The 18,746-nt window shown below is 53.7% G+C and carries 17 protein-coding genes and 3 pseudogenes; 6 read left to right on the forward strand and 14 right to left on the reverse strand.

Translation table 11 applies throughout. The features are described 5' to 3' along the window. Positions 1–8 precede the first annotated feature (8 nt). Together istB and ACWWJF_RS14815 are read left to right on the forward strand one after the other, a co-directional pair. The gene (gene istB, locus ACWWJF_RS14810; protein WP_455868472.1) at positions 9–764 is read left to right on the forward strand and encodes an IS21-like element helper ATPase IstB; all 756 of its coding nucleotides are present in this window, start codon (positions 9–11) and stop codon (positions 762–764) included. 117 nt (positions 765–881) lie between these two features. Continuing rightward, positions 882–1,430 (forward strand): annotated as a pseudogene (locus ACWWJF_RS14815) (IS4/Tn5 family transposase DNA-binding protein); the annotation flags it as partial. A 57-nt stretch (positions 1,431–1,487) separates the two neighbouring features. Here ACWWJF_RS14815 and ACWWJF_RS14820 read toward each other — a convergent pair. The 4 genes from ACWWJF_RS14820 to ACWWJF_RS14835 all read right to left on the reverse strand — a co-directional run bounded on the left by ACWWJF_RS14820 (position 1,488) and on the right by ACWWJF_RS14835 (position 5,638). After that, a complete protein-coding gene (locus ACWWJF_RS14820) occupies positions 1,488–2,528 on the reverse strand; it encodes an IS481 family transposase (RefSeq protein ID WP_455869623.1) in 1,041 nt (346 codons plus the stop codon). Positions 2,529–2,744: 216 nt separating this feature from the next. Then, positions 2,745–3,913, reverse strand: a protein-coding gene (locus ACWWJF_RS14825; RefSeq protein ID WP_455869867.1) for an IS3 family transposase whose coding sequence is annotated in 2 segments (ribosomal slippage) — positions 2,745–3,658 and positions 3,658–3,913 — 1,170 coding nt in all. Because the reading frame shifts where the segments join, the coding sequence is not laid out codon by codon here. Positions 3,914–4,046: 133 nt separating this feature from the next. Further along, positions 4,047–4,397, reverse strand: a complete 351-nt coding sequence (locus ACWWJF_RS14830) for an FMN-binding protein (protein WP_455869868.1) — start codon at positions 4,395–4,397, stop codon at positions 4,047–4,049. Between the two features lie 72 nt (positions 4,398–4,469). Beyond that, positions 4,470–5,638, reverse strand: a protein-coding gene (locus ACWWJF_RS14835; RefSeq protein WP_455868400.1) for an IS3 family transposase whose coding sequence is annotated in 2 segments (ribosomal slippage) — positions 4,470–5,383 and positions 5,383–5,638 — 1,170 coding nt in all. Because the reading frame shifts where the segments join, the coding sequence is not laid out codon by codon here. Positions 5,639–5,720: 82 nt separating this feature from the next. On the opposite strand from ACWWJF_RS14835, the pseudogene ACWWJF_RS14840 reads away from it, so the two are divergent. The 3 genes and pseudogenes from ACWWJF_RS14840 to ACWWJF_RS14850 all read left to right on the forward strand — a co-directional run. Further along, positions 5,721–5,993: pseudogene (locus ACWWJF_RS14840) on the forward strand (transposase); the annotation flags it as partial. A gap of 316 nt (positions 5,994–6,309) precedes the next feature. Continuing rightward, complete coding sequence (locus tag ACWWJF_RS14845) at positions 6,310–6,510, forward strand: DUF2065 domain-containing protein (protein ID WP_455871103.1); 201 nt, start codon at positions 6,310–6,312, stop codon at positions 6,508–6,510. Between the two features lie 98 nt (positions 6,511–6,608). Next, entirely contained in the window at positions 6,609–7,907 is a 1,299-nt protein-coding gene (locus ACWWJF_RS14850; RefSeq protein WP_455869869.1) for an adenylosuccinate synthase, read from the forward strand. 58 nt (positions 7,908–7,965) lie between these two features. Here ACWWJF_RS14850 and mpl read toward each other — a convergent pair. From mpl to ACWWJF_RS14865, 3 genes and pseudogenes are all read right to left on the reverse strand, one after another. Next, a pseudogene (gene mpl, locus ACWWJF_RS14855) lies at positions 7,966–8,898 on the reverse strand (UDP-N-acetylmuramate:L-alanyl-gamma-D-glutamyl-meso-diaminopimelate ligase); the annotation flags it as partial. Between the two features lie 123 nt (positions 8,899–9,021). Further along, a protein-coding gene (locus tag ACWWJF_RS14860; protein ID WP_455869870.1) for an IS3 family transposase occupies positions 9,022–10,229 on the reverse strand; the annotation gives its coding sequence in 2 pieces (ribosomal slippage) (positions 9,022–9,908 and positions 9,908–10,229; 1,209 coding nt in all). A 33-nt stretch (positions 10,230–10,262) separates the two neighbouring features. After that, a protein-coding gene (locus ACWWJF_RS14865) for an IS3 family transposase (RefSeq protein WP_455868400.1) occupies positions 10,263–11,431 on the reverse strand; the annotation gives its coding sequence in 2 pieces (ribosomal slippage) (positions 10,263–11,176 and positions 11,176–11,431; 1,170 coding nt in all). Between the two features lie 270 nt (positions 11,432–11,701). Between ACWWJF_RS14865 and fbp the strand changes: the two genes are divergently transcribed. Beyond that, positions 11,702–12,706 carry a class 1 fructose-bisphosphatase gene (fbp, locus tag ACWWJF_RS14870; protein WP_455869871.1) on the forward strand — a complete coding sequence of 335 codons (1,005 nt, stop codon included), beginning with the start codon at positions 11,702–11,704 and terminating at the stop codon, positions 12,704–12,706. 96 nt (positions 12,707–12,802) lie between these two features. Here the strand turns inward: fbp and ruvX are convergent, their stop codons facing one another. The 7 genes from ruvX to metK form a co-directional block, all read right to left on the reverse strand. Further along, a complete protein-coding gene (gene ruvX, locus ACWWJF_RS14875; protein WP_455869872.1) occupies positions 12,803–13,231 on the reverse strand; it encodes a Holliday junction resolvase RuvX in 429 nt (142 codons plus the stop codon). Next, positions 13,231–13,794 carry a YqgE/AlgH family protein gene (locus ACWWJF_RS14880; RefSeq protein ID WP_455869873.1) on the reverse strand — a complete coding sequence of 188 codons (564 nt, stop codon included), beginning with the start codon at positions 13,792–13,794 and terminating at the stop codon, positions 13,231–13,233. The genes ruvX and ACWWJF_RS14880 overlap by 1 nt, the downstream gene beginning before the upstream one ends. A 177-nt stretch (positions 13,795–13,971) precedes the next feature. Continuing rightward, the gene (gene gshB / locus ACWWJF_RS14885) at positions 13,972–14,931 is read right to left on the reverse strand and encodes a glutathione synthase (protein ID WP_455869874.1); all 960 of its coding nucleotides are present in this window, start codon (positions 14,929–14,931) and stop codon (positions 13,972–13,974) included. 12 nt (positions 14,932–14,943) lie between these two features. Then, positions 14,944–15,678 carry a 16S rRNA (uracil(1498)-N(3))-methyltransferase gene (gene rsmE / locus ACWWJF_RS14890; RefSeq protein ID WP_455869875.1) on the reverse strand — a complete coding sequence of 245 codons (735 nt, stop codon included), beginning with the start codon at positions 15,676–15,678 and terminating at the stop codon, positions 14,944–14,946. Positions 15,679–15,801: 123 nt separating this feature from the next. After that, positions 15,802–16,500, reverse strand: a complete 699-nt coding sequence (gene endA, locus ACWWJF_RS14895) for a deoxyribonuclease I (protein WP_455869876.1) — start codon at positions 16,498–16,500, stop codon at positions 15,802–15,804. A 101-nt stretch (positions 16,501–16,601) separates the two neighbouring features. Further along, positions 16,602–17,114: a SprT family zinc-dependent metalloprotease gene (locus ACWWJF_RS14900; protein WP_455871104.1), complete on the reverse strand. Its 513-nt coding sequence runs from the start codon at positions 17,112–17,114 to the stop codon at positions 16,602–16,604. A gap of 90 nt (positions 17,115–17,204) precedes the next feature. Continuing rightward, complete coding sequence (gene metK / locus ACWWJF_RS14905; RefSeq protein ID WP_455869877.1) at positions 17,205–18,356, reverse strand: methionine adenosyltransferase; 1,152 nt, start codon at positions 18,354–18,356, stop codon at positions 17,205–17,207. Positions 18,357–18,746 lie beyond the last annotated feature (390 nt).

Genomic DNA, 18,746 nt, shown 5'->3' on the forward strand with positions numbered 1-18,746 from the left:
GAGTCGTTATGACTGATGACCTGCTAACCAAACTTAGAACGCTGAAGCTGTCGGCAATGGCCGATGGCATGATACGCCAGCGTGAGGCACCTGGTACATACAATGAGCTGGGGTTCGCAGAACGCCTGGGGTTACTTGTCGAAGAAGAGCTACTGAATCGTGAAAACAGCCGTGTTGGGCGGTTGAGAAAGCAGGCACGGTTGCGCCACGGTGCAACCCCTGAGGGTATGTACTATCCGGTCTCCCGAGGGTTAAAGGCCGAACAGATGCGCGAGCTTCTGAACGGGCATTACATCACCCACAGCAAGAATATCCTGATAACAGGGCCAACTGGCAGCGGAAAAAGCTGGGTAGGTTGTGCCCTGGGCGAGCAGGCGTGCCGGCAAAAGAGAAGCGTTCAATACTGGCGCATGGGTCGGCTGCTGGATCAGCTTGAGCAGGGCCGACTGGACGGCAGCTGGCTTAAGCAACTGAAACAGCTTCAAAAAATAGAGTTTCTTATCTTGGACGACCTTGGTCTTGAAGTTATCACAACGCGGCAATGCAATGACTTGCTGGAAATAACGGAAGAGCGATATGGGCAAACCAGCACGATCCTTATCAGCCAGTTGCCGGTGGAGCAATGGTACGGAGTGATGGAAAACCCGACGGCGGCAGATGCCTTCCTGGATCGGCTGATCCACAACTCTCACAGAGTGGAGCTTCAGGGAGAATCATTAAGGAAAAATAGCCTGGCAGTGGAAAGCGCAGAAGAAACACGCTAAAACGATAAAAAAGTTAGGTTCCCGGGTGATCGATTACGATGCGAAAACGTGATCGACCTTAGATGCGAATCGATGATCGATCGCATGCGAATACGCAGCCATTTACGGCGCTGAAAAATGACACGGGATTCAGATGGCTGGGCACACCAAGAACTGGAAGGGGTAAATCTTGGTGACACGAGGCTCAATAAGCGTGCCAAAGGGCTTTTGATACGGCTGGCTGAGAATCCGCAAGCCAGCATTCCGCATGCGTGCCTCGGATGGTCTGAGACGCTGGGTGCTTACCGCTTCATGGAGAACCAAGCATTCGAATGGCGAGACATTCTGCAACCTCACTGGCAGCGTACGCAGGAAAGGATCCGAGAACACGAGGTTGTGCTGTGTATCCAAGACACTACCGAGCTTGACTTCAACGGGCAGCAAATCCAAGGCTTGGGTCCCTTGAACTACGAAGCCAGGCGTGGTCTGTACCTGCATCCGACCTACGCGGTCAGTCCGGATCGCGTGGGGTTGGGCGTACTGGATGCGTGGATGTGGGCAAGAGAGCCGAAGGATGCAGACGGAAAACGCGATGGGCTCAAGGAGAGTACGCGCTGGCTCGAGGGATACGAGCGAGTTGCTGAACTCGCCTCGGAGTTGCCAAACACACGTCTGGTGTACTTAGCTGTATTAGCTCAGACCTGATCTGACAGTTACCGGTTATTTATACAGGTGTCTGTCAGATTAAATCTGGTTCAGATTTTTTTCTGCCCAGACTCGTTTACCATCAAGTAACGTGGCCATTGGCGTACGCCCGCAGCACATTTTACCCTGATGAGTTCGCTCATTATTGTAATGCCACAACCAGTTGTCCAGATCCTTTTGTAGACTTTCTAGGTCCTCGTATAACGTCTTACGGAACGCAACCTGATAAAAATCCTGCAAAATAGTTTTATGGAAGCGCTCGCAGATACCGTTTGTCTGCGGAGACATCGCTTTCGTTTTCGTATGGTCTATATCGTTGATAGCCAAGTACAGCTGATAGTCATGTTGTTCCACTTTACCGCAGTACTCCGTCCCCCTGTCCGTCAGTATTCTTAGCATTGGCAGCCCCAGAGCTTCGTAGAACGGCAGCACGCGATCATTGAGCAGGTCGGCGGCAGAGATCGGTGCTTTACTCGTGTAAAGCTTGCAGTGCGCCACTTTCGAGTACGTATCCACGAACGTCTGCTGGTAGATACGGCCAACACCTTTCAGATTACCCACGTAGAAGGTGTCCTGCGACCCCAGATAACCCGGGTGAGCAGTCTCTATTTCACCACAGGCTTCGTCGTCGTGCGCCTTCTTCTCCAGTGCAGCGATTTGAGCATCAGTAAGTACAATGCCTTCTCTGGCAACTTTTTCCTCAAGTGCCTTCAGGCGCTTACGAAAGTTTTCCAGATCGTGTCGTTGCCAGATGGAGCGCACACCGCTGCCAGAAATGAAGACGCCTTTTTTACGCAACTCATTACTGGTCCGGTGCTGGCCATGAGCCGGGAACTCAATGGCGTAATCAACAACCGCACGTTCAGTGGCTTCATCAGCACGGTTTTTCAGGTTGGGAACCCGGCGGTTTTGGTTAACCAGAGCGTCAATGCCGCCTTCTGCCGCCAGTTCCTGATAGCGATAAAACGTGTCGCGTGACACACCCATGATTTTACAGGCTTTTGATACGTTACCGAGTTCTTCGGCGAGATTGAGCAGGCCGGCTTTGTGTTTGATGATGGGATTGTTAGTATGAAGCATGAGAGTTACCTCGTGTTTTGTATAAGGATTCGACACCCATATCAAAACCGGTAACTCTCAACCTTTCAAGGTCCAGTGTCAGATCAAGTCGCGACTAATACAACTTAGCCGATCGCGAAGCGGATATCAAGGCGTTGATGCAGCTCGCTGATGACCTTGGCACTCCGGCTGACTGGTTGATCCGCTCGACTAATAATCGCAGTCTGGATGTAGTGGTCAACTAATATTGGCCACCGCATTAGACTGTATGTAGAACAGTCGCTCAGATTCGTTTGGAGTTAAGCCGCCGTTATACCAGTGAGGCCGGATAGCGCTGTAATACCCCGTGATGTAGCGGATAATCGCGTCCTGGGCTTCGCTGAAGCTGTTGTAAACCTTTGTCGGCACCCATTCTGTCTTCAGGCTGCGGAAAAACCGCTCCATTGGCGCATTATCCCAGCAGTTACCCCGCCGACTCATACTCTGCTTTATCCGGCAGCGCCACAGGGCTTGCCGGTATTGACGGCTGGTATAGTGGCTGCCCTGGTCGCTGTGGAACATGACTCCTGTTGGTTGTCCCCGGAGTTCCCAGGCCATCTGCAACGCTTTAACTGTCAGCGCCGAGTCCGGCGACGTCGACATGGCCCAGCCCACCGGTTTGCGGGCGAACAGGTCTAGCACCACCGCAAGGTAAGCCCAGCATTTGCCCGTCCAGATGTAGGTCACATCGCCGCACCAGACCTGATCCGGCGCGGTAACCGCGAACTGGCGGTTGAGATAGTTCGGTATTTCAACGAGTTCATTGCCGCCGCGTTTGTATTTGTGAGCCGGTCGCTGGCAGCTGGCGATACCCAGCTCCTTCATCAGCTTGCCAGCCAGCCAGCGCCCCATTTTGACACCGGAGCTGCCGGTGACGATGGTCGCGATACTTCGAGCGCCGGCAGAGCCGCCGCTGGCGTTCCAGGCTTCCATGACGCGGCTACACTTAACCACGCGCTCACCGTCGGGTTCATTAGCGGAAGCCTGCCAGTGCCTGTAGCTGCTGCGATGTACCTCAAAAGTTTGGCACAACGCCGTGACCGGGTATCGCGCCCTCAGCCTGTCGACTACCGTGAACCGTTGAGTGAGTCCGACATTAAGAGCGCCGTAGCCTTTTTTAGGATTTCGTTCTCCATTTCAAGGCATTGGACTTTTTTCTTCATCTCACGCAGCTCGAGCTGTTCAGGGGTAAGAGGAAGTCCCGTTGGCGTTTTTCCCTGTCGTTCAAGGCGAAGCTTATTGACCCAGCGACTAATGGCAGAATGGCTGACATTAACCGCCTCTGCGGCCTTAACGTATGTGTAGCCGTGGTCGACAACCAGCTTTGCGGCTTCGAGCTTAAATTCCGCCGTAAAATGTTTACCCATGAGGTCACCTGTCGTGTTGATGAGGTGAGCATATCACCTCCGATCAGGTGGCCAGTATCAGTGTGCCACTACAGTGTGCCACTACAGTGTGCCACTACAGTGTGCCACTACAAGGCCACAGGCGTCTGACTAATTAGGATTTCGCCTGTGCCAGCGCTTGTTTCGCAGCTTCCAGTACACCAGTACTGGACATGGTGGCACCCGTCACCGCATCAATACCCTCTGCCGTTTGTTTTTCCACAATTTCCGGCACGATATTATCAATAACACCGAGCATCAGCGCTTCTGTGTCCTCGTGTTTTACCACTTCCACATTGGCAATTTTGCCCTCGCTGATTTTCACCGAAACTTCGATCTCCCCTTCTTTACCCTGCGCTTTGCCGGTGTAGGTACCGTCTTTATACGTTTGGGCAGCCTGAACGCCGGCTGAGGCAACAAACAACAAGGCAGCAGCAGCCACCAACGATGGAACGATTTTTTTCATAATTCTCTCGCTTTCTCTGGTTTTGTGATAATAGGAACGCCGCTGCTCACGAAGCGGCGTCCTCTGTAGTGGTCAACTAATATTGGCCACCGCATTAGACTGTATGTAGAACAGTCGCTCAGATTCGTTTGGAGTTAAGCCGCCGTTATACCAGTGAGGCCGGATAGCGCTGTAATACCCCGTGATGTAGCGGATAATCGCGTCCTGGGCTTCGCTGAAGCTGTTGTAACCCTTTGTCGGCACCCATTCTGTCTTCAGGCTGCGGAAGAACCGCTCCATTGGCGCATTATCCCAGCAGTTACCCCGCCGACTCATACTCTGCTTTATCCGGCAGCGCCACAGGGCTTGCCGGTATTGACGGCTGGTATAGTGGCTGCCCTGGTCGCTGTGGAACATGACTCCTGTTGGTTGTCCCCGGAGTTCCCAGGCCATCTGCAACGCTTTAACTGTCAGCGCCGAGTCCGGCGACGTCGACATGGCCCAGCCCACCGGTTTGCGGGCGAACAGGTCTAGCACCACCGCAAGGTAAGCCCAGCATTTGCCCGTCCAGATGTAGGTCACATCGCCGCACCAGACCTGATCCGGCGCGGTAACCGCGAACTGGCGGTTGAGATAGTTCGGTATTTCAACGTGTTCATTGCCGCCGCGTTTGTATTTGTGAGCCGGTCGCTGGCAGCTGGCGATACCCAGCTCCTTCATCAGCTTGCCAGCCAGCCAGCGCCCCATTTTGACACCGGAGCTGCCGGTGACGATGGTCGCGATACTTCGAGCGCCGGCAGAGCCGCCGCTGGCGTTCCAGGCTTCCATGACGCGGCTACACTTAACCACGCGCTCACCGTCGGGTTCATTAGCGGAAGCCTGCCAGTGCCTGTAGCTGCTGCGATGTACCTCAAAAGTTTGGCACAACGCCGTGACCGGGTATCGCGCCCTCAGCCTGTCGACTACCGTGAACCGTTGAGTGAGTCCGACATTAAGAGCGCCGTAGCCTTTTTTAGGATTTCGTTCTCCATTTCAAGGCATTGGACTTTTTTCTTCATCTCACGCAGCTCGAGCTGTTCAGGGGTAAGAGGAAGTCCCGTTGGCGTTTTTCCCTGTCGTTCAAGGCGAAGCTTATTGACCCAGCGACTAATGGCAGAATGGCTGACATTAACCGCCTCTGCGGCCTTAACGTATGTGTAGCCGTGGTCGACAACCAGCTTTGCGGCTTCGAGCTTAAATTCCGCCGTAAAATGTTTACCCATGAGGTCACCTGTCGTGTTGATGAGGTGAGCATATCACCTCCGATCAGGTGGCCAGTATCAGTGTGCCACTACAGTGTGCCACTACACCACCGCGGAGCTGGTGAAAAAGTGGGCATATGTGATGAATATCGACCTCCACTATCTGCCGCCTTACAGCCCGAATCTGAACCCGATAGAAAGACTGTGGAAAGTGATGAATGAAAAGGTGAGAAACAACCGCTACTTCGCTTCACCAAAGGCGTTTCGGCAGGAAATACACCACTTCTTCCGCAATATATTACCGGGACTGGCGGGGGGCTTGTCGCGCAGGATTAATGACAACTTCCAGACGCTGAAAAATGCAACTTCAAGTTAATCGAGTATATGTAGAACTAAATCAACAGACTGATTATTAAGTAATTAAACAGCAGTTACCTATCTGGTTTTGCGAAGACTGATTATTGATGACATGAACGGCATATCGGCCTGCTGAAAAACCTGACGACAAAAATGGCTCACTGAAGCCGAGGGCTTTTTCAGGTTCACCAGACGCGGAACTCATCGAGGCGCGGGCATCTCGCCCACAGAGACGCCGGATAGATTGAAGCAAGCCCACCATTAGTCAAAAATCAGTGTTGCAAAAATGGGGGTGACCATAGATTTTAATGGCAAAATTTTCCATTGGAGTAGGTATGAGTATCACCATTTGGCTGGCGCTAGGCCTGGTCTTGATTTTGGAAGGCCTGGGGCCGCTGCTGTTTCCACGGATTTGGCGTCGCATGATCCTGGCGATGGCGCATCAGCCAGACACTATTTTGCGCCGTTTTGGCGGTGGATTAGTGGTTGCCGGCATCGTGATCTACTACATGTTGCGTCATCGAGCGGGAAGCTGAATGACATCAAAAAATGTGCGCAAACGTATGCTAAAAGTACTGAAAGCAACCAAGTGAGATGATAGAATCCATTTTTAAGCAACCTGGTGATTCTTGAAATGGGTAAGAACGTCGTTGTACTGGGCACCCAATGGGGTGACGAAGGTAAAGGCAAGGTCGTTGACCTACTGACTGAACGGGCTAAGTATGTTGTGCGCTACCAGGGTGGTCACAATGCTGGTCACACTCTGGTTATTAACGGTGAGAAAACCGTCCTCCACTTAATCCCCTCTGGCATCCTGCGTGAAAACGTGGTTAGCATCATCGGTAACGGTGTTGTGCTGGCACCTGATGCGTTGATGAAAGAGATGACCGCATTGGAAGCACGCGGTGTTCCGGTACGCGAACGTCTGCTGCTTTCTGAAGCGTGTCCGCTGATTCTTCCTTATCACGTCGCGTTGGATAACGCGCGCGAAAAAGCGCGTGGTGAGAAAGCTATCGGTACCACGGGTCGTGGTATCGGCCCGGCGTATGAAGATAAAGTGGCACGTCGTGGTTTGCGTGTGGGCGATCTGTTCGACAAGCAAGCGTTTGCCGTCAAACTGAAAGAGATCGTTGAGTACCACAACTTCCAACTGGTGAATTATTACAAAGTGGAAGCGGTGGACTACCAGAAAGCGCTGGATGATGTGCTGGCGATTGCTGACATTCTCACTGCAATGGTGGTTGATGTTTCCGAACTGCTATTCAAAGCGCATCAGCGTGGCGATCTGGTGATGTTCGAAGGCGCGCAAGGTACGCTGCTGGACATCGACCACGGTACCTATCCGTACGTGACCTCCTCTAACACCACGGCGGGCGGCGTTGCTACCGGTTCTGGTCTGGGGCCGCGTTACGTAGATTACGTGCTGGGTATCGTCAAAGCTTACTCTACCCGCGTTGGTGCAGGTCCATTCCCTACCGAGCTGTTTGATGATGTTGGCGAGCACCTGTCGCAGAAAGGCAACGAGTTTGGTGCAACCACAGGCCGTCGCCGCCGCACCGGTTGGCTGGATGCGGTTGCCGTACGCCGTGCCGTACAGATCAACTCCCTGTCCGGTTTCTGCATGACCAAACTGGACGTGCTGGATGGACTGAAAGAAGTGAAGATCTGCGTCGGCTATCGTATGCCGAACGGTGATGAAGTTGATGTGACGCCGCTGGCGGCTGAAGGTTGGGAATGCATCGAGCCTATCTATGAAACCCTGCCGGGCTGGACGGAAAGCACCTTTGGTGTGCAAGATCACAGCAAACTGCCGCAGGCTGCGCTGAACTATATCAAGCGCGTGGAAGAGGTCACCGGCGTGCCGGTTGATATTATCTCCACCGGCCCTGACCGTAGCGAAACCATGATCCTGCGCGATCCGTTTGATGCGTAATGCGTAACCCGCATTAAGTGCATAAACGAAAAAGGACGGTTTACCGTCCTTTTGTGTTTTACAGCACGTCGCTTTGATCCTGAGCAGAGGCTGCTTTCTTCTCCAACGCCGCCAATAAGGTGTTGTGAATATTCCCGAATCCGCCGTTACTCATCACCAGAATATGATCGCCCGTTTGAGCGGTTTTGGCGATCATCTCGACCAGCGTGTCGATATCCGCGCTCCAGTGTGCTGGTTGTACACAGGCGTCAGCCACTTCCACCACCTGCCACGGAATGTGCTGCGGCTGGAACAGGAACACCTCATCTGCGCGGCCTAGTGACGGAGCCAGTTCATTCTTGATCACACCCATTTTCATGGTGTTTGAGCGCGGTTCCAGCACGGCCAGAATGCGTGCCGTTCCACCTACTTTGCTGCGTAAGGCTGCCAGCGTAGCAAGAATTGCCGTCGGGTGGTGCGCAAAATCGTCGTAGACGCTGATATTGTTGACGGTCCCGCGCAGTTCAAGGCGGCGGCGGGCATTGATAAATCCACCCAGCGCACGGCAGGCTTCGGCTGCGGGCACGCCCACATGGCGTGCCGCCGCGATGGCCATCAGGCCGTTATGCATGTTGTGCTCGCCTACCAGTTTCCAGCGCACTTCGCCGACCAACTCATCGTTCAGATAAACCTGAAATTCGCTGGCATCGGTCGTGAATTTTTTCTCTTTCCAGACACCGTCGTCACCCACCAGTTCCGGCTCACTCCAACAGCCCATGCCCATCACCTGTTTAAGGTGTAACTCATTGCCTGGAATAATGATTTTACCTTTTCCCGGCACCAGGCGAACCAGATGGTGGAACTGTTTCTGAATGGCTTTCAGATCGTCAAAAATATCTGCATGATCTAATTCGAGGTTGTTCAGGATCAGCGTGCGCGGCGCATAGTGCACGAATTTTGAACGTTTGTCGAAGAACGCACAGTCATATTCATCGGCTTCCACTACCATAAAGGTGCCGCAGATGCCCAAAATATGAATACGCATATATTTTCCATCAGTTCCTGAAAGTCTTCACGTATTCTAGCGCCTGGATTACGTGATCTTGACCCACCATCTCCGGACAGCTTTTGTATCTTAAGTTAACGATGCCCGCTGGCGCCGATATTCTCTTGGGGAGTTGTATCCCAGCGCACTGTGCGGATGGTTTTCATTGTAATGATTGAACGCCGCTGCAAGGTTCTTCAGCGCTGTTCGCACATCGGGTTTTGGCATGAAGGCGATGTAATCTTCCTTCATCGTCTTCACGAACTGTTCTGCCATGCCGTTACTCTGTGGACGGCTCACTGCTGTTGTGCAGGGCTCCAGATTCAGTTCTCTGGCGAACTTCCGCGTTTCATGCGCTGTGTACGCTGAACCATTATCCGTCAGCCATTGCACTGGTTTATCCGGCAGCGCGCTACCGAAGCGTTTTTCCACCGACCTCAGCATCACATCCTGCACGGTTGAACTGTCATAACCCCTGGTGCTCGCTGCCCAGTCTATGGCCTCCCGGTCGCAGCAGTCCAGTGCGAACGTCACCCGCAGCTTCTCGCCGTTGTCACAACCGAACTCGAAGCCATCTGAGCACCAGCGCATATCGCTCTCTGCTACCGCGATTTTGCCTTTATGCTCCCGCTTCGGACGTTCAGTTTTATCATTCAACAACAGCAGGTTATGCTCGCTCATTATCCTGTAAAGCCGTTTGGCGTTCACCGGTGGAAGTCCCTCTGCACGACGTTGCTTACGCAGGATACTCCACACTCGGCGGTAACCGTAACTGGGCATGTCGCTGATGATACGGAGGATGTCCGATAATATCTCAGCATCAGCTTCGTCATTACGCCGGTTGCTGCGCCTGTCCAGCCAGTCGGCAGAACGGTTAACCCGCAGTGACAGCTGCGCACGCGACACGCTCATGGCGCGGCTGACCAGAGCTATTCCCCGTCCTTTGGCAACAAGGGCGCGTGCGCTATCCATTTTCGCGACTGGCCGTACTCCACTGCTTCTTTGAGGATCTCAACTTCCATCGTCTTCTTACCCAGAAGGCGCTGTAGCTCCCGGACCTGCTTGAGGGCAGTAGCCAGCGCCGAAGCTGGAACCACTTCTTCTCCGGCCGCAACGGCGGTGAGGCTTCCTTCCTGGTATTGCTTCTTCCACTTAAACAAAAGGCTGGGCTGGATGCCATGCAGGCGGGCTACATGGGCGACGTTCATCCCCGGCTTCATTGTCTGCTGAATGATGGCGATTTTCTCTTGCGGAGTTTTACGCTTACGGACTTCTTGCCCTAACAGGATCCCGGTCATTTCAAAATTAGCATGATTGTTAGACTGTAGTGGTCAACTAATATTGGCCACCGCATTAGACTGTATGTAGAACAGTCGCTCAGATTCGTTTGGAGTTAAGCCGCCGTTATACCAGTGAGGCCGGATAGCGCTGTAATACCCCGTGATGTAGCGGATAATCGCGTCCTGGGCTTCGCTGAAGCTGTTGTAACCCTTTGTCGGCACCCATTCTGTCTTCAGGCTGCGGAAGAACCGCTCCATTGGCGCATTATCCCAGCAGTTACCCCGCCGACTCATACTCTGCTTTATCCGGCAGCGCCACAGGGCTTGCCGGTATTGACGGCTGGTATAGTGGCTGCCCTGGTCGCTGTGGAACATGACTCCTGTTGGTTGTCCCCGGAGTTCCCAGGCCATCTGCAACGCTTTAACTGTCAGCGCCGAGTCCGGCGACGTCGACATGGCCCAGCCCACCGGTTTGCGGGCGAACAGGTCTAGCACCACCGCAAGGTAAGCCCAGCATTTGCCCGTCCAGATGTAGGTCACATCGCCGCACCAGACCTGATCCGGCGCGGTAACCGCGAACTGGCGGTTGAGATAGTTCGGTATTTCAACGTGTTCATTGCCGCCGCGTTTGTATTTGTGAGCCGGTCGCTGGCAGCTGGCGATACCCAGCTCCTTCATCAGCTTGCCAGCCAGCCAGCGCCCCATTTTGACACCGGAGCTGCCGGTGACGATGGTCGCGATACTTCGAGCGCCGGCAGAGCCGCCGCTGGCGTTCCAGGCTTCCATGACGCGGCTACACTTAACCACGCGCTCACCGTCGGGTTCATTAGCGGAAGCCTGCCAGTGCCTGTAGCTGCTGCGATGTACCTCAAAAGTTTGGCACAACGCCGTGACCGGGTATCGCGCCCTCAGCCTGTCGACTACCGTGAACCGTTGAGTGAGTCCGACATTAAGAGCGCCGTAGCCTTTTTTAGGATTTCGTTCTCCATTTCAAGGCATTGGACTTTTTTCTTCATCTCACGCAGCTCGAGCTGTTCAGGGGTAAGAGGAAGTCCCGTTGGCGTTTTTCCCTGTCGTTCAAGGCGAAGCTTATTGACCCAGCGACTAATGGCAGAATGGCTGACATTAACCGCCTCTGCGGCCTTAACGTATGTGTAGCCGTGGTCGACAACCAGCTTTGCGGCTTCGAGCTTAAATTCCGCCGTAAAATGTTTACCCATGAGGTCACCTGTCGTGTTGATGAGGTGAGCATATCACCTCCGATCAGGTGGCCAGTATCAGTGTGCCACTACAGACATATATCTAAGCCTATCTCTTATCTGGAGATACAGCTACTGTCTGGTGTTACAGGGGGCTACATCAAGCGCCTGGATTACGCATAAGAAATGGATTTGACTAGGTGCGGCTTTCTGTTTGGGCTACACTGCATGCGCAAACATGAGCGGTGAAAACTGAAATCGCTTTTCATTCGTAGATTCTGGAATAGTGTTATGAAAACGTTAGGCGAATTTATCGTCGAAAAACAGCACGATTTCTCTCACGCAACCGGTGAACTGACCGCGCTGTTGTCCGCACTTAAACTGGGCGCCAAAATTATTCACCGTGATATCAACAAAGCTGGGTTGGTTGATATCCTGGGAACCAGCGGCGTGTCGAACGTTCAGGGCGAAGTGCAGATGAAGCTGGATCTGTATGCCAATGAAAAACTGAAAGCGGCACTGAAAGCGCGTGGTGAAGTAGCGGGGATTGCCTCCGAAGAAGAAGATGAGATCGTCGTTTTTGAAGGCGACCGCGGTCTAAACGCCAAATATGTGGTGTTAATGGACCCGCTGGATGGGTCTTCCAACATTGATGTTAACGTATCTGTTGGCACCATCTTCTCCATTTACCTTCGTATTACCCCGTTGGGTACGCCGGTCACGGAAGCGGATTTCCTGCAACCGGGTAACAAACAGGTGGCAGCAGGGTATATCGTGTACGGTTCCTCGACCATGCTGGTGTACACCACCGGTCACGGTGTACATGCTTTTACCTATGATCCTTCTCTGGGCGTTTTCTGTCTGTCGCACGAGCGTGTGCATTTCCCTGAAAAAGGGAACATGTACTCGATTAACGAAGGGAACTACATCAAATTCCCGCAGGGCGTGAAGAAATACATCAAGTATTGCCAGGAACAGGATGAAGCAACGCAGCGTCCTTATACCTCGCGCTATATCGGCTCACTGGTGGCGGATTTTCACCGTAACCTGCTGAAAGGCGGCATCTACTTGTATCCGAGCACCGCAAGCTATCCAAAAGGAAAACTGCGCTTGCTGTACGAATGCAACCCGATGGCATTCCTGGCAGAACAGGCAGGCGGTAAAGCTAGCGATGGCGCACGCCGTATTCTTGATATTGAGCCGGAAAAATTGCACCAGCGCTGCCCATTCTTTGTCGGCACCGAATCCATGGTGAACGACGTGGAACGTTTCATCGCTGAGTTTCCGGACGAATAGCGACAGTTTGCACGAACGCCGCTGGGAGGTATTGTCATACCCTAACGACTTCGCGTGGCCAACATCTCTGCTACGTGAAATAGGATGGGTATCACTTTACTGCCCCGGCGTTTGACGACTGAACCAGCTTTCCAGAATAATGACGGCCGAGGTGGCATCCACTTGGCCTTTATTCAATGCGCGGAACCCACCGCGTTCAAACAGGTCTGCCCGTGCTTCTACGGTGCTGAGACGTTCATCCTGTAGTTCGACCGGTTTGCCGAAACGGCCGTGTAAGCGGTTGGCGAATTTTCGCGCTCTTGCGGTCAGCTCCTGCTCTGTGCCATCCATGTTCAGCGGCAATCCCACCACCAGTAAATCAGGATGCCACTCGTTGATTATTTTTTCTACCTGGTTCCAGTCAGGCAGGCCGTCCTGCGCCTTGAACGCGGTAAGCGCTCGCGCGGTGCCAGTGACCTCTTGGCCGATGGCTACGCCGATGCTTTTGGTGCCAAAATCGAAGGCTAGCAGGGTTCGGTTGGTCATCAGGCATGCCCCGCATCGGCCACGATATTGTGGATATCGATACCGATCCTTTTGGCCGCCATGCGCCAACGCTCTGCGATCGGGGTATGGAACAGAATATCGGCTTCTGCCGGGGCGGTGAGCCACACGTTTTCCAGCAGCTCCGTTTCCAATTGTCCCTGTTCCCAGCCGGAATACCCTAAGGCGACCATCGTTTCACGGAGCTGTGTCGGCGTGCCCAGCGTCTCCAGCACATCTTTTGACGTGGTAACAATCACATCGCTGGAAATACTGATGCTGGAACCAAAACCTGACTGCGGCGTGTGCAGAATAAAACCGCGATCGTCTGCCAGCGGACCACCGGAGAACACCGGTTTATCCAGACGAATATCGGGATCGCGCGGCGTCGGCTCGATATGCAGCTTGCTCGGGATATCTTCTACCGAAAATTGGTCCATCGGTTTGTTGACGATAAGCCCCATTGCGCCGTCTTCATTGTGCTCAAAAATATAGATCAGGGCGCGTTTGAAAACCTGGTCCTGAACGGCTGGCATGGCGATAAGAAAATGAGGCTGTAAATTCATTGTGCGTCGTTATTCGCTCTTGTCAGGATTAGGGGAAGCCCGTGTTGCCACGGGCTGGTATCGGTGGGGATCCAGCATGCTGGGCACCGACTGCAAGATACCTTAACGCGAAGTGCCTTAACGTAGAGCACATTAATGCCAAGAACCTTAATGTTCAGAACGTTAACGCACGGAACATTAACGTTGGCGATCTGCCAGGCGGCGCTCAATGGCATCCATCAGCATACCGGTGATGGAAACGTCAGGAAATGCCGCTTCGATTTCCCACACGCATGTAGGGCTGGTCACATTGATTTCCGTCAGTCGATCGCCGATGACGTCAAGACCGACAAAAATCAGCCCTTTCTGTTTCAACGTAGGTGCCACCGCGCGAGCGATTTGCCAATCGCTTTCCGTCAGCGGGCGAGCTTCACCGCGTCCGCCCGCGGCCAGGTTACCACGCGTTTCACCGCTTTTCGGGATACGCGCCAGGCAATAAGGCACGGGTTCTCCATCCACTACCAGAATGCGTTTGTCACCGTCTTTGATGGCGGGCAGATAGTTTTGCGCCATGCAGTAGCGCTGGCCGTGTTCGGTCAGGGTTTCGATGATGACTGAAACGTTAGCGTCATCCTGTTCCAGTCGGAAAATCGATGCGCCGCCCATGCCATCCAGCGGTTTGAGGATCACATCACCATGCTGCTGGTGAAACTGACGCAGTTTGTCGGCGCGGCGTGTGACCAGCGTATCCGGCGTCAGGTGCGGGAACCAGGCGGTAAACAGCTTCTCGTTACAGTCACGTAGGCTTTGCGGTTTGTTGACGATCAGCGTGCCTTTTTCTTCTGCCCGCTCCAGGATATAGGTGGCATAGATGAATTCGGTATCGAACGGCGGATCCTTACGCATCAGGACCGCATCCAGTTCGTGCAGGACGATATCCTGCTCGCCGTGAAAATCGTACCAGCCATCATAGTCGTACTGTACGCTGAGGCGACGCGTGGTGGCACGGGCTTCACCGGCATGAAGATAGAGGTCGTTCATCTCCATGTAATGCAGCTCATAACCGCGGCGTTGCGCTTCCAGCAGCATGGCAAAGCTGGTGTCTTTCTTGATGTTGATGTAATCGATGGGATCCATCACGATGCCTAGCTTGATCATGGTTTTTCTCCTTTACCCCACATCGCCGAAACGCACCTGTAAGGCGGTAATGGCGGTAAGTGCAGTCGTTTCAGTACGTAAAACGCGTGGCCCCAACAGAATGTCGGTGAAGTGGTGCTGGGCCGTCATCGCAATCTCATCGGCAGACAGGCCCCCTTCGGGACCAATGAGTAACCGAACGCGTGAGAGCGTTGCAGGCAGTGTATTGATGCTGTGCGTCGCACGCGGGTGTAAATTCAATTTCAGCGCTTCATCGTGCTCGGCGCACCACGCTTCGAGCGACATGGTTAGCCGGATTTCAGGTATCTGGTTTCGGCCACACTGCTCAAAAGCGGCGATGGCGATTTTTTGCCACTGCACGATTTTTTTCTCTAGCCGCTCACCGTCCAGCTTCACGCCGCAACGTTCAGAAAACAGCGGTGTGATGACATTGACCCCGAGCTCAATGGATTTTTGCACGGTGAACTCCATCTTCTCGCCACGCGACATTACCTGGCCCAGATGCAGATGGAGCGGTGACTCTTTGTCCTGCCAAACGCCGGGTTGCGCGCGGACGATAATCTGCCTTTTACTGACCGACAGGATCTCGGCGGCAAAAACGTGGTTGCTGCCGTCAAAAAGCTGCAACGCGTCGCCCGGATTCATGCGTAGCACACGGCCCACATGATTGGCGGCATCTTCGCTCAATTCGATGTCACCCCCCGTGAGCGGCACGGCCGCGGGGTGAAAAATACGCGGTATTCGCATAGGTCTATCTTGGCCTTCGGTGATTCACAAGCGCGTGTCTGGTGGCGATGTTTTTTACTCTATCGCCGCAGCACATCTCGTGGTCTGCGGCGTTGGTTGAACGCTCTATATTAGGTAGTGGAACTAGCGCTGGCAAGCCTGCTGAACGTAAGGATTATGATTCCCCTGCTGCTCGGCAATGCGCTGGTCACGAGTGCATTCCCAGGATGTCACCGGGTAGCGCTTGTCCCATGCGGTAAATAGCTGGGTTTGCTGGCTGGAAAGCCGCAGTTGGTAGCGATCGCGCATGTAAAAATAGGTCCGGGCGATGGCACCGCGTGCCCATTCGGGCGGTTCTGCCAGCTTGTTTTTGAAATCAATCTTCATCGCGCATTGGCCGTACTGGCCGTCGCCACCGTTCCATTGACCATACATGAAGTTGCCGCGATCGCCATTCACCTCACCAATGCTGGGTTGCAGGTTATGCAGATCGGTTTCCATGTCGCGATATACTTCATCGCGGGTACAGTTCTTTCTACCGCCTTCTTGCCAGCATTGGCGTTGATGACCGAACTGCCAGGCCGGTACCACGTGTTCCCACTCGATACGCTGTGCGCGATCGGCGTTTTTGCGTACGGTATAACCGCAGGAGGCGAGGTCGGGGGTGCCCTTTTTACCGTCCCAGGAGATACGGCAGCCGCAATAGAAGGTGCCAGGGGCGCCCTGATGAATTTGTGCGGCAACGGCTTTGGCCTGAGTGAAATTGTTGATGGTTTGCGCTGCGGCAAACGCCGAAAACAGTGCACCACTCAGTGTGTAAATAACAAGAATGTTGCGAAGCATGTTCTAAATCTACCCATTGGCGTAAAACGCGCAGAGTAGCGAACGTCGACCTGTCGCGCAAATGGATACTGTGCGTTTTATCGCGCAGTGAGAATAAAGGCTCAGGTTTGTGGCACGGCATCAAACTGGAGTGGTTTGCCGCACTTCAGACAGCGATAGGTGGCATCGCCGCGTTGGGCACGGTAATGGCGACGCACGCTTAACTGGTGCTGCTGGCAGGCGCAACGGTAAGGGTAGGTTTTACCCTGCACGGAGGCGGTGGCGAAACGGTGTGTGCGTTTCACCGGGGTTTGCAGAATTTGTTCCATCATCCAGCGCCATTCTTTGCCATGGGGCGCTACGCGACCGAAGTGGGCATACACCAGCAGATGAGCCAGTTCGTGGGGAACGACCTCATCGATGAAGGCCTGCTGGTTTTCCAGCAGTAGCTCCGGGTTCAGACGGATTTCCCATTGCTGTAGCCAGGCGGTCCCGGCGGTTGCGCCGCGCTGCTTATAGCTTACGCTGGGCTCCAAATACTGGCTGCCTAAGGCTTGATTGGCGAATTGCAGGCGTTCACGCAGACAGTGCATGACAGCGTGGTGGAGCGCGATAGGAATGCGAGGCGAGTTCATGGCTTTGAGGATAGATCGTGGAAAAAGCCGATGCAACTGAAAGGCGCATTCCTCTCCCGCCTTTGGCTGGATAGGAATGCCTTGTGGTGTTTACAGACCGGCAGACGCGCGCAGTTGTGCGGCCTTGTCAGTTTTTTCCCACGGGAAGTGCTCGCGGCCAAAGTGACCGTAAGCGGCGGCTTCCTGATAAATCGGGTGCAGCAGATCGAGCATCTGGATCAGCCCGTAAGGACGCAGATCGAAGAACTCGCGTACCAACTGAGTGAGACGCTCGGCTGGAATTTTTTCTGTGCCAAAGGTTTCGATCATGATTGAGGTCGGTTCGGCCACACCGATGGCGTAGGAAACCTGAATCTCACAGCGATCGGCCAACCCCGCAGCAACGATGTTCTTCGCCACGTAGCGCGCGGCATAGGCCGCAGAACGGTCAACCTTGGACGGGTCTTTGCCGGAAAACGCACCGCCGCCGTGACGCGCGGCACCGCCGTAGGTATCCACGATAATCTTGCGACCGGTCAAACCGCAGTCACCCATCGGGCCACCAATAACAAAACGGCCTGTCGGGTTGATAAAGAATTTGGTGCTGGCAGAGAGCCATTCAGATGGCAGAACCGGCTTGATGATATCTTCCATCACCGCTTCATGCAAATCGCTTTGCGCAATGTCTTCTGCGTGCTGTGTTGATAGGACCACCGCGTCAATACCGACGATCTTGCCGTCATCATATTGGAAGGTAACCTGGCTTTTTGCATCCGGGCGTAGCCACGGCAGCGTGCCGTTCTTGCGTACTTCAGCCTGACGCTGCACCAAACGGTGAGCGTAGGTGATGGGAGCCGGCATCAGCACGTCGGTTTCATTGGTGGCATAACCGAACATTAGGCCTTGGTCGCCCGCGCCTTGTTCCAGTGGATCGCTGCGATCGACGCCCTGATTGATATCCGGCGATTGTTTACCGATGGCGCTTAACACGGCGCAGGAATTGGCATCAAACCCCATCTCGGAGTTGACGTAGCCAATCTCACGTACCGTACGACGCGTGATCTCTTCAATATCTACCCAGGCGCTGGTGGTGATCTCACCGCCCACTAACACCATACCGGTTTTCACGTAAGTCTCACAGGCGACGCGCGCCTTGGGATCTTGTTCCAAAATGGCGTCAAGAACCGCATCAGAGATCTGGTCTGCAATCTTGTCCGGATGCCCTTCAGAAACGGATTCCGACGTAAAAAGGTGTTTAGCCATGCGTTTTTATACCTTCAAAGCAAATGCTGTAGTAGTCGCGGTGTGTCAGTAAAACAGTATAGATGGATTAACATCTAGATGGCTATTCTAGGTCACTTGGCGGACAGATTACCAGCGGTTTTTTGTTTCAGGGCGGCTATCATCGAAATTTTGTATTGCCGTTTTTTTCCGTTTAGACCATCGAAAAGTGATTTTCATTTTGCTTTTCCCCCCACATATCGGTATAAACGGCGAGCGGTCGCAGTGCGCCGTAAAGCGTAACGGAAAGAGTGTACGCTCCCTGTTTTGACCCATAGCCTGACTGCAATCGTTGCGGCGGCACGGAGGTGATAAGTTTTATGATCCACGGTTTGCCGAGTCCGTTGCAATCGCAACAGGTTTCTTTTGACG

The sequence above is a fragment of the Symbiopectobacterium sp. Eva_TO genome, assembly GCF_053848865.1.

Coding starts and splice junctions, on each gene's coding strand:
- fbp (WP_455869871.1), top strand. CDS start 11,702: ATGAAAACGTTAGGCGAATTTATCGTCGAAAAACAGCACGATTTCTCT.
- metK (WP_455869877.1), bottom strand. CDS start 18,356: ATGGCTAAACACCTTTTTACGTCGGAATCCGTTTCTGAAGGGCATCCG.
- rsmE (WP_455869875.1), bottom strand. CDS start 15,678: ATGCGAATACCGCGTATTTTTCACCCCGCGGCCGTGCCGCTCACGGGG.
- gshB (WP_455869874.1), bottom strand. CDS start 14,931: ATGATCAAGCTAGGCATCGTGATGGATCCCATCGATTACATCAACATC.
- endA (WP_455869876.1), bottom strand. CDS start 16,500: ATGCTTCGCAACATTCTTGTTATTTACACACTGAGTGGTGCACTGTTT.
- ACWWJF_RS14845 (WP_455871103.1), top strand. CDS start 6,310: ATGAGTATCACCATTTGGCTGGCGCTAGGCCTGGTCTTGATTTTGGAA.
- ACWWJF_RS14880 (WP_455869873.1), bottom strand. CDS start 13,794: ATGAATTTACAGCCTCATTTTCTTATCGCCATGCCAGCCGTTCAGGAC.
- istB (WP_455868472.1), top strand. CDS start 9: ATGACTGATGACCTGCTAACCAAACTTAGAACGCTGAAGCTGTCGGCA.
- ACWWJF_RS14820 (WP_455869623.1), bottom strand. CDS start 2,528: ATGCTTCATACTAACAATCCCATCATCAAACACAAAGCCGGCCTGCTC.
- ACWWJF_RS14850 (WP_455869869.1), top strand. CDS start 6,609: ATGGGTAAGAACGTCGTTGTACTGGGCACCCAATGGGGTGACGAAGGT.
- ACWWJF_RS14900 (WP_455871104.1), bottom strand. CDS start 17,114: ATGAACTCGCCTCGCATTCCTATCGCGCTCCACCACGCTGTCATGCAC.
- ACWWJF_RS14830 (WP_455869868.1), bottom strand. CDS start 4,397: ATGAAAAAAATCGTTCCATCGTTGGTGGCTGCTGCTGCCTTGTTGTTT.
- ruvX (WP_455869872.1), bottom strand. CDS start 13,231: ATGACCAACCGAACCCTGCTAGCCTTCGATTTTGGCACCAAAAGCATC.